Here is a 1,970-nt window from a genome sequence, read left to right as displayed (position 1 = left end):
TTTGTCGCCGATCAGGACCATGACGCCTTCGACCAGGATGATTGGCGCTACCTGCACGCCATCCTCGCCGCCTACATCGCGGACGTGCTCATCCGCAAGTACGGCGCGCGCTGGCGGCTGCGCCACGGCCCTGACAGAGGGCTGCGTCACCATCTCCCCGCTGGCGACCACCGGCGACTTCCCGGTGAACTCCTCGATCAACCTCGCGCAGTCGCAGACCTGGACGCGCATGAAGCAGCGCAACGACAACGCCGGCCAGATCATCATCGGCGTCAAGGCCGACCAGCCCGGCCTCGGCTACTTCGACGCGGGCAAGAACACATACACCGGCTTCGACATCCTGATCGCGCAACTGGTGGCGGCCGGACTCGGCTTCTCCACCTCGCAGATCCAGTTCTCCCCCGTCGCGTCGCAGGACCGCGAGACGGAACTGGAGAACGGCACCGTCGACCTGGTCGTCGCCTCCTACTCGTACAACGCCACCCGCGCCAAGCTGGTCAGCTTCGCCGGCCCGTACCTCACCACGCCCGAGGCGCTGCTCGTCACCAAGAGCAACACGGCCATCACCGGCGTGTCGTCGATCACCGGCAGCACCCGCGTCTGCGAGGTGAGCAACTCGAGCCAGGTCGGCGACGTGCAACTGCAGCAGCCGGTGGTGAAGAACACCTACGGCGAGTGCGTCTCCGCGCTCAAGAGCGGCCAGGCGGACGTCATCTACACCGACTACGCCCTCCTGCTCGGCTACGCCGCCCAGGACCCGGCCGACCTGAAGGTCATCAACACCGGCCAGGGCACCCAGTACTACGGCATCGGCCTCCCGCTCGGTGACTCGCTGCTCCAGCAGACCATCGACGGCCTGCTCACCACGGCGATCTCGAACGGCACCTGGCGCGCCATCTTCAACTCGACCCTGGCACCCGAGGAGCTGAAGGCCGACCCCCCGAAGGTCGGCACCTGGCCGACGACGTCCTGAGGACGTACGCCCTGAAGACGTCCTGAGGCTCGGTAGGCGGCGGCAGCTTAGGAGGCCCGCGCCGGGCTCAGTCCTCGGAAGCCCCCACCGGGTCAGTCCAAGCACCGCCGGACTCACGCCCCGGACTCATTCCTCGGCGGCCCCCCACCGGACTCGCTCCCCGGAGGCCACCGCCGGACTCCGTCCCCGGAGGCCCCGCCGGGCTCAGTCCAGGCCGCCGGAGACTCACGCCCCGGAGGCCGCCGCCGGACTCATTCCTCGGCGGCCCTCACCGGACTCACTCCCCGGAGGTCACCGCCGGACTCCGTCCTCGGAGGCCCCGCCGGGCTCAGTCCAGGCCGCCGGAGACTCACGCCCCGGAGGCCGCCGCCGGACTCATTCCTCGGCGGCCCCCACCGGACTCACTCCCCGGAGGCCACCGCCGGACTCCGTCCTCGGAGGCCTCGCCGGACTCACTCCTCAGGAAACGCGAGGTCGTCCGGATCAAAAGACCCGTCGCCTCCGCAGCCCTCTCCGTCCGCCTCCTCCGCCCGGGCCTGCGCATGGGCCAACGCCTCGCGGACGGCTCGCCCCACGACATCGCCCCCGTACCCCTTGCGCGCCAGGAACCCGGCCAGCCGCCGTGCCTGCACCTCGCGCGGCAACCCGTTCATCCGCGCCTGCCGCTCCCTGGCCAGCCGGAACGCCGTCCGCTCCTCCTGCTCGGAGTCGATCGCGGACACCGCCTCCTGCACGACCTCGTCCGGCACCGACCGCCGCCGCAGCTCGAACGCGATAGCCCGACTGCCGAGCCCCTTGTACTCGTGCCGTGACCGCGTGAACGCCTCCGCATAGGCCGCGTCGTCCACCAGCCCGAGCTCCGTGAACCGCTCGAGCACCGCCTCGGCGACGTCCTCCGGTACTTCCTTCCGCGCCAGCATGTCCGCGAGCTGCCCCCTGGTCCGCATAGAGCGCCCCAAGGAGTCCAACACCAGCCCCCGCGCATACGCCTCCGGAT

Annotated in this window: 3 protein-coding genes; 1 reads left to right on the top strand and 2 read right to left on the bottom strand. The window is 70.4% G+C overall.

Annotated features, from left to right (window positions below; genetic code table 11):
* The coding region (locus tag KDK95_RS34510; RefSeq protein WP_212522566.1) for a hypothetical protein at positions 1-201 on the bottom strand (201 nt) is incomplete at its 3' end.
* On the opposite strand from KDK95_RS34510, the gene KDK95_RS34505 reads away from it, so the two are divergent.
* Positions 185-973: a transporter substrate-binding domain-containing protein gene (locus KDK95_RS34505; protein ID WP_212522565.1), complete on the top strand. Its 789-nt coding sequence runs from the start codon at positions 185-187 to the stop codon at positions 971-973. The two genes, KDK95_RS34510 and KDK95_RS34505, sit on opposite strands and share 17 nt — an antisense overlap.
* Before the next feature lie 452 nt (positions 974-1,425).
* Here KDK95_RS34505 and KDK95_RS34500 read toward each other — a convergent pair.
* Positions 1,426-1,970 (bottom strand): regulatory protein RecX (locus KDK95_RS34500; RefSeq protein WP_212522564.1); only part of this gene is annotated, 545 nt, incomplete at its 5' end.

The organism is Actinospica acidithermotolerans, from assembly GCF_018139625.1.
Taxonomy (GTDB): Bacteria; Actinomycetota; Actinomycetes; order Streptomycetales; family Catenulisporaceae; genus Actinospica; species Actinospica acidithermotolerans.
This window is presented reverse-complemented; position numbering and strand designations above follow the sequence as displayed.